The organism is Prosthecobacter sp., from assembly GCF_029946185.1.
Lineage (GTDB): Bacteria > Verrucomicrobiota > Verrucomicrobiia > Verrucomicrobiales > Verrucomicrobiaceae > Prosthecobacter.
This window is the reverse complement of record NZ_JAQSEA010000024.1, coordinates 1-7,888: the sequence shown is the minus strand read 5'-3', so window position 1 is coordinate 7,888 and position 7,888 is coordinate 1. Positions and strand designations below refer to the sequence as shown.

General features: G+C 59.4%; 6 protein-coding genes. 1 reads left to right on the top strand and 5 read right to left on the bottom strand.

Annotated features, from left to right (window positions below; all coding sequences use genetic code 11):
* Positions 1–3,040, top strand: a 3,040-nt coding sequence (locus tag PSV43_RS01335) for an ATP-binding cassette domain-containing protein (RefSeq protein ID WP_300192897.1), incomplete at its 5' end; no start/stop codon positions are given.
* Between the two features lie 296 nt (positions 3,041–3,336).
* On the opposite strand, the gene PSV43_RS01330 is transcribed toward PSV43_RS01335, so the two are convergent.
* From PSV43_RS01330 to PSV43_RS01310, 5 genes are all read right to left on the bottom strand, one after another.
* Positions 3,337–3,600 carry a hypothetical protein gene (locus PSV43_RS01330; RefSeq protein WP_300192895.1) on the bottom strand — a complete coding sequence of 88 codons (264 nt, stop codon included), beginning with the start codon at positions 3,598–3,600 and terminating at the stop codon, positions 3,337–3,339.
* A gap of 66 nt (positions 3,601–3,666) precedes the next feature.
* Positions 3,667–5,559, bottom strand: coding sequence for a thioredoxin family protein (locus PSV43_RS01325; RefSeq protein WP_300192893.1), 1,893 nt, complete (start codon positions 5,557–5,559; stop codon positions 3,667–3,669).
* A gap of 102 nt (positions 5,560–5,661) precedes the next feature.
* Positions 5,662–5,904 (bottom strand): CDGSH iron-sulfur domain-containing protein, encoded by a 243-nt coding sequence (locus PSV43_RS01320; protein WP_300192891.1) that lies wholly within the window; start codon positions 5,902–5,904, stop codon positions 5,662–5,664.
* 125 nt (positions 5,905–6,029) lie between these two features.
* Positions 6,030–7,058, bottom strand: a complete 1,029-nt coding sequence (locus PSV43_RS01315; protein ID WP_300192889.1) for a quinone-dependent dihydroorotate dehydrogenase — start codon at positions 7,056–7,058, stop codon at positions 6,030–6,032.
* A complete protein-coding gene (locus tag PSV43_RS01310) occupies positions 7,055–7,711 on the bottom strand; it encodes an SGNH/GDSL hydrolase family protein (RefSeq protein WP_300192887.1) in 657 nt (218 codons plus the stop codon). Before PSV43_RS01310 ends, PSV43_RS01315 begins: the two co-directional genes overlap by 4 nt.
* Between the last annotated feature and the right edge of the window lie 177 nt (positions 7,712–7,888).

Genomic DNA, 7,888 nt, shown 5'->3' with positions numbered 1-7,888 from the left:
TTCGCTTTCGGACGAATGCTCCGTGGTGGCGTTCCGGTTTCAAAACCTCGTCCTGCTGAAAAATACGGGCAGCATTTCCATCCTGGTCCGCAGCCGCCGGCAGCCACCGGGCGAGTTCTCGCGCCTTTATCCCGGCGAGCGCGTGGTGATGGAGGACGTGACACTGGACTACAATGACCTGATCACCTACTTCAACTCCAAGAAGACACTGTCCGGCACGCAGATCTACCTCACGCTCACCGAAAACGGCAGCGCAGAAATCGCCCCGCAGCGCACACGCGGCACTAACTTGCGCCTCAGCTTTGGCCTTGGCGTCACCGTGGAAGCTCTGCGCACCACCAAGGCCACGCTCAATGGCGTCGTGCTCAGCAGTGGTACGATTGTCGAGGCCAGCATCGAGGACAGCCTCATCGCCCATGGCGAAGTGGAAATTTCGCTGCGCGATCTTCGGGTGCGCGCGCAGGAGTTTGGCGGGCAGTTCCGCCTGGAAGGCAGCCGCAATACCTACCTCGTCTCCAACAAGCCCGAACTGTTGGATGAAGGCGACATCCTGCTCTCCGAAGACACCGACGGTGAAATCCTGCTGCGCATTGAGTGCAACTACGCGCAGAAAACCGGCGTCCTCGAAGTGCTGCGCTCGTCGCGCCCACTTTACATCGGCCTCATTCCAGTGCGGGAGCGCATTACCCTCAATGACGGCGACACGATCACCCTGGGGGAGGGGCAGTACCTGCGCTGCCACTTTGCCGACCGCATCATCGAGGAAGAGCGCAACACCGTGCGCCAGATCGAAGTGCGCGAACTTAGCCACCGCTTTGACGGCCGCGACACCGCGCAGGATGGCGTTAGCTTCATCGCCCGCCGTGGCGAGATGATCTGCGTCATGGGTCCCAGCGGCTGTGGCAAGAGCACCCTGCTGCGCATTCTCGGCGGGCAGCTCAAACCCAAGGGCGGCGAAGTGCTGATGAACAGCCTCCCGCTGTATGACAACCTCCACAACCTCACGCCCTACATTGCCTACATCCCGCAGGAGGATGCCTTTGACCCCTTGCTGAAGGTGCAGGAAAACCTCGACTTCTCAGTGGCCGTGCGCTGTCCGCACTTGAAAACCGAGGAACGACGCAAACGTGTCGATGCCAAGCTCGCGGAACTCGGCCTCGCCGACCTGCGTGATCGTCTGGCTGGCACGCCGCAGCAGAAATTTCTCAGCGGTGGCGAGCGCAAGCGTCTCAACGCGGGGCTCGACATGATCGGGATCTCCGACGTCTATCTCTTTGATGAGCCAACCTCCGGCCTCTCCTCCAAAGACAGTGAGCACGTGCTCGAAATCATCCGCAGTCTCGCACGCAACAAGATCGTTATCACCTCCATCCATCAGCCCAGCTCCAGGCTGCTGCAGATGTTTGACAAAGCCCTGCTCTTGGACAAAGGCGGCAAGCTAGCCTACTTCGGCACGCCCCAAGGCATGATCGAATATTTCTGGCGCGTCTACCACACGGAAACCGGCCAGGTAGGCGATGCCGAGGCTCAGCCCCCGGACAAGCTCACCCCGGACTTCGTCTTTGACGTCCTCGAAACACCACTCCGCGACATCAGCGGAGACATCATCCATGAACGCAGCGCGGACGGGCACCTCGTGGCCGCACGCCGCTTTCCGCCGAACTTCTGGCGGGACTCCTACCAGCGGCATCTCATCATGGAGAGCATGGCCAAGCAGAAGTCAGCGCCTGGCAGCACCAGCCTCATCGCCCTGCCCAAGCGGGATGAAAGCCAGAGCGCCAGCCGCATCCGCAGCACGCCTAAGCCGCCGAAGCACACCTTTCGTGAAGAGAGCATTCTCTTCTTTACCCTCCTGAAGCGCGCCTTCCTCAGCAAGCTGCGCAACCGCACGAACCTGCTCACCACCCTGCTTGAGGCCCCCTTGCTTGCCTGGCTTATTGCCAGCGTTCTCAAATATTCCGAGGAGAAGAACTACACCTTCGCCACCGCTTTCCACATCCCCACCTATCTCTTCATGAGCCTCGTCGTGGCGATGTTTCTGGGGCTGACCAACAGCGCCGATGAAATCATCCGCGACCGCCATACCCTGAGCCGGGAGCGCAATCACAATCTGCGAACATTCTACTACCTCAGTGGTAAAATCATCTCGCTCTCCACCTTCGCTCTCGCGCAGTGCGTGATCTACCTGCTCATCGGCAACTGGGTGCTGGAGATGCGTGACATGTTTCTCATTCACCTGTGGTGGATGTTCCTCACCGCGCTTACCGGCGTCTGTCTCGGGCTGTTCATTTCCAGCATCGTCACTGACAACCGCACGGCGGTGAACGCCATTCCGCTCATCCTCATCCCGCAGATCATCCTTGGCGGGGCGCTGATCAAATACGAGGAGATGAACAAGAACCTCGACCTGGTCTATTCAGTCGGGAAATGGCTCAAAAAAACTGGCAATGACGAGGAGAACGCCAGCAAGCTCAAGGTGCCCTTTATCTGCCAGTTCATGCCGCTGCGCTGGTCCTATGAGGGCATGGTCATCTCCCAGTCCAAGCTCAACCCGCTCACGCGCAACCAGGACTTCCTCGACGAACGCATCCAGTCCCTCCTGCCACCCGCTGGGGCGGATATGAGCGACCGCCAGCGCCATGAACTCGAGCTCACCAAGCAGTCCCTCGCCGTCGTCTCCGGCCTCTATGCCGAGAATCCGCGCGAAATATCCAAGCGCCTCGGTTCCATCCACGACGCCGTCCTCAGCGGCCGCATCGAGCCCCCCATGCTCGACAGCATGCTGGAGCAAAACGACGGCGTCAGCGCCGAAGAAATCTACGTGAACCGCAAAGTGCTCGATCTCGTCACCAAAGCCGAAATGGAGCGCGAAGACTACCGCCGCAAGACCAGTCCCAATGTCTTCTTTGGCACCCGAAAAATGTACCTCGGCACCAAATACAACACCCTCTGGATTAACAGCATCGTCATCCTCTTCTCCCTCTCCCTCATCATCGCCGCCGTGGAGCTAAGCCTGCGCAGGCAGTTGACGAAGGTGTAGTGGGTGGCTGCAACGCCGCCACGCGCTCAGTACAGTAGCCCTCTCGCTCCGCGAGAGGAGCACAGAGCTCCGCACTCCTCCAGCGCCATGCTGAAAAGTAGGGACTCCGCGGTGCGCTCACGCTAAGCTTATCTCGCGGAGCGAGATGGCCGCTTTAGTGGAGATGCCTGCATGAGGACGCTTGGAATAGTAGTCAAGAGCTTCAGCTCGTTCTGGAAGGTTCGCGTGCCACCCAGAACGAGTTGAAGCTCTAAACTACTTGCTTCAACCCAGCGCTGTTCGCATGTGCTGCATGCTCAGGCGTCATTGTCGGTCTCCGCTTCAGAAAGTTCCTCGAAAAGCTCCCTCCAGACGAGAATGTCTTCATCGTCTCCAAGGTCCCAAATTCGCACCGTCTCGCACCCTGGCTGGCGAAAAAAATAACCCGTGATGCCGTCATAGCGCGACCATGCGAACGAGTCGAACAGCAGCACCTCATCAGCCACGAACGAATCACGCAGGGCCTTGAACGCACTGCGGACACGATAACTTTTTCCAATGATGAAAGGGCATTCGCTCACGGTTGGAATCGCTGTGGGAGGATGTTCAGGGAAACCGAACGAGTGCTCAAGTGGACGCCCCAGCCCTCACTTCTCCAGCTTCTTCAGCGCTGCCGTCACATTCCCCACGGTCAGCAACTCATCTAGCACGAACGGCTCTTCCACCCCAGGGATGTACAGCACATTCACCGGCACGGCGCGTTTTTCGAGGGCTTCCAGAGCGAGTCGGATGCTTTCGTTTTCATCCGACCAGTCGGCCTTGAGCGTGGCGACTTTGTGCTGCTTGAAGAGGGCGCGCAGTCCCGCGTCGGTATAGACACGTTTGTTGACCTGGCATGTCCAGCACCACGAGGCGGTGAAGTCGATGTACACGGGCTGCTTGGCGGCACGCAGCGCGGCCACTTTTTCCGGCGACCACGTTTCCCAGTGCAGCGCATCCGGGTCTTTGAGATTCACGGCTTCTTCCCCATGAGTGCGTTTGGCCGAGGCATTGGGCAAACCGAGCCACAGGCCGCCTGCAACGGCGAGGAATGTGAGCAGTCGCGCGATGTTCTTTGTGCGTGCAGGCTTGTGCGGCAGAGCCCAGCGTCCATAGATCCAGCAGCCTAGCGCGATGAGCACGAGGCTCAGGATGGCAAACAGCACGGGCAGGCCTTCGATCTGATTGGTCAGCACGTAGAGCATGAAGCCCACGGTGCCAAAGAGCAGGAAGGACATGCCCTGCTTGAAGCTCTCCATCCACGCACCAGGCCGTGGCAGCGCCGAGATGAGGCCGGGGAAGAGTGAGAGCAGCAGAAACGGACTGGCGAGGCCGAGGCCGATGAGCGTGAAGATCAGCATCGACTGCGATGCAGGCAGCGTGAGCGTGGCCCCCAGTGCGGAGCCGAGAAACGGGGCGGAGCAGGGGGTGGCCACCACCGTGGCCAGCAGCCCGGAAAAGAAGGAGCCGCCGAGACCGCTCTTAGCCTGCAAGCCTGAGCCCACGCCAATCGCCGAAGTGCCGATCTCAAACAGGCCAGCCATGTTTAGCGCAAAGATGAGGAAGAACGCGGCCAGAAAGAAATTGAAAGCCGGTGACTGAAGCTGCGAACCCCAGCCCTTGTTCAGCGCGATGGCGAGGCCGCCCAGAACCCAGAACGAGAGCAGCACACCCACGGTGTACATCAGGCCGTGCAGCACTACCTTGCGGCGGTCTTCGCCCGCCTGCTGCACCACGCTGGTGACCTTGATGCCGAGCACCGGAAACACACAGGGCATGATGTTGAGGATCAGCCCGCCGACAAAGGCGTAGAGAAGCAATTCCGCAAAGGTGAGGGGAAGTTTCGGCGCGGTGACTGGCGCTGTCGTTGTGCTCGCCGCCGCCGGCTTTTCTTCGTTCGCCGCAGACGTTACAGGCGGTGTCGCAATGCTTGTTTTTTCAGCGGCAGGAGCGCTGCTAAACGCGGCTGCATTGGCTTCATTGACCAAAGGAGAGGCGGCCACGGACAGCGTGAGTGCGACTTCTTTGGTAAAGGGCTGGCAGCTTTTCGGATCGCACACGAGCGCATCAACCTTCACTTTCAGTTCAGCGCTGCTGCCCACGGCGGCATTGGCGGGCGGAGTAATCTTTACCGGCAGGTACACCGTGCCATCGTATCCGTCACTGATCGCTCCGTCGGTGGACGGGACCTGATGGCTCGCTGGCCAGGGGAGTTCTTCGATCTGCCAGCCCTCCGGCAGGGTCCACTTCAGCTTGGTGGGCTTGCCGATGACGCCCGGCGGCAACACCTTGCCATAGGTGTGTGAATCCTTTGAGTGTACGAGTTTGACGGCGGCCTGAAACGGCTGGCCGGGCGCGGCGGCAGACACTGCTGCAACGACATCCGCCGTGACACGCTCCTGCTTTGGCTCGGCGGCTTCCCCAAAGCCAAAAGTTTGCGCGGTGGCGAAGGTGGCGGCGAACAGCAGTGCGGCGAGGGACAGGAAACAGCTTCGATTCATGATTGGGGAAGAGGGGATTGACTTATAAGAGAACGCGCCGTGCGGGTTATTCCCATCACGGCGCGTTTCGGCGGACATTGAATATCTAAAACACTCTACGAATCAGAGCGCCTTGTGGCTGCCATCGCAGAAAGGCGGGTTCTTGGTGTGCTTGCAGTTGCACAGCCAGACCTTCTTCGCCTCGGGCAGGTTGAACTTCTTCGGGCCCAGGCCACTGCCTTTATGGCTGCCGTCGCACATCGGTTGATGACCGCTCACGCCGCAGGCGCACCACCAATGGTCTCCAGCAGGCAGTTCGACAGCGACGGGTTGTTTATCGTGGATCTTGGGGAGTGGTGTTTCCATGCCGAGAGTCTGGCTGGGGAAGAAGGGAGCGTCAAGGAGGTCAAGTCGCTACGCAGTCAAAGCTTCGCGTCAAAACGGTGGTTGCTGCCAGTGTTACGACACTTGACCACCTCTTGACGAATCCTTCACGGCTTGATCTTTTCCAGCACCTCCCGCACCAGCCCTGGTCCACGATACACCAGACCGCTGTACACCTGCACCAGCGCAGCTCCAGCCTTCATCTTCTCCACGGCATCCGCTCCGGAGACGATCCCACCGACTCCGATGAGCGGGATCTGCTCCTTCAGCAGCATGCGGAAAGCCTGCAGCACTTGGTTGGAGCGCTCGCGCACGGGGGCGCCACTCAGTCCGCCAGTTTCATTTGCCAGTCGATGTCCCTTGATGGCAGTGCGTTCGATGGTCGTGTTGGTGGCAATGACGCCATCAATACTCTGTTCATTGAAGACACGCGCCAGCGCTTCGATCTGCATCTCATTGAGGTCAGGGGCGATCTTCACAAGCAGCGGCACCTGTTTGCCATGCTCTTGCTGCAAGACCGCCTGCTCTTTCTTCAAGGCGGAGATCAATTCCCGCACCGCACCTTCAGCCTGGAGATCTCGCAGGCCTTTGGTATTAGGGGATGAAATATTCACCGCGATGTAATCAGCCACCGAATACGCCGCCTTCAGGCAGATGAGATAATCACTCACCGCATCTTCATTCGGCGTATCGAAGTTTTTTCCAATGTTCACTCCGACAACAGCCTTGGTGCGCCGCTGCTGAAGCTTCTTCACGGCGGACTGAATGCCGGGGTTGTTAAAGCCCATACGATTGATCAGCGCCTCGTGCTCGGGCAGTCGGAACAGGCGCGGCTTGGGATTCCCCGGCTGCGGACGCGGCGTGAGGGTGCCGACTTCGACCGCGCCAAACCCGAGCGCACCCCAGGCCTCCACCGCGCTGGCGGACTTGTCCATTCCGGCTGCGAGTCCCAGTGCGTTTGGAAAGGTGAGCCCCATCACGCTGCGCGGTTGCTGCGGCCCGGGGACCACAGATTTGAGCATGCCGAGACGATGGGCAATGATCATCATCTTCACCGTGAAAGTGTGGGCACGCTCCGCATCAAGCCGGAAGAGCCAGGGTTTCAACACGGGATAAAAGGATTCGATCAAAGTCATGCGTCAGGCTGGAGGATGGATTTCACCAGTGCTGCCACGGCTTTGCCGAGTCGTCCATGCGCAGCCGCATCTAAATGAATGCCGTCGCTGCCGGGCTCGATCAAAGTTTGCGTATTGAGGAAACCGCAGCCGAGGGAGGTGGCGACGGCTTCATAATACTTCGGCAGTCTGCGGCTGTCTTTCTGACCGTTCGGAAACTTGGCCGCCACGTCTGGCAGGTGCTGTTGATCGCCGATGGCCGGTGGGCATAGCAGCAGTAATTTCGGGGCTTTGTTGCCGAGGCCCGCATCCCCGCCCAGGATCATCTGCGCCAGCATTTTGACACCCGCGGCGATCTCTCCGGGGGACACCCCATAGACCGCTTTGAGGTCATTCGTGCCCAGCATCAGCACGACCAGATCCAGCGGCTTGTGGGATTCCAGGATCGCAGGCAGCACCGTCCTGCCATTGCGTGCCAGGGCAAATGGGTCGTCGTGCACCGTGGTGCGGCCGTTTTGTCCTTCTTCGATCACCCGGAAGCTGCTGCCAAGTTCGCGGGCTAAAACACCCGTCCAGCGCACGTCATGCGCGTGGCGTTCGGGGCAGGGGAGAATGATGCTTTCGGGCATGAAGCCCCAGGTGTTTGAGTCGCCAAAACAGAGAACGTTTTTCATCAGACATGCATGATGCCGTTCATCCGGACGCGGGCAACTCCTCTCCGCGACTGTGAATAACTCAGCAAATACCTGTGCAAAACTGCAAAAATCCAGCTTGCACGAGTTTTCCTCTGTGTTAGACATCCTGCCCCCCCGCTCCAAAAGTGGGGTTTTGAGTTCCCCCAGACTCACATT

Bases quoted from the DNA above. Each gene is read 5' to 3' on its own strand.
- PSV43_RS01325 (WP_300192893.1), bottom strand. From the start codon at position 5,559: ATGAATCGAAGCTGTTTCCTGTCCCTCGCCGCACTGCTGTTCGCCGCC.
- PSV43_RS01310 (WP_300192887.1), bottom strand. From the start codon at position 7,711: ATGAAAAACGTTCTCTGTTTTGGCGACTCAAACACCTGGGGCTTCATG.
- PSV43_RS01320 (WP_300192891.1), bottom strand. From the start codon at position 5,904: ATGGAAACACCACTCCCCAAGATCCACGATAAACAACCCGTCGCTGTC.
- PSV43_RS01315 (WP_300192889.1), bottom strand. From the start codon at position 7,058: ATGACTTTGATCGAATCCTTTTATCCCGTGTTGAAACCCTGGCTCTTC.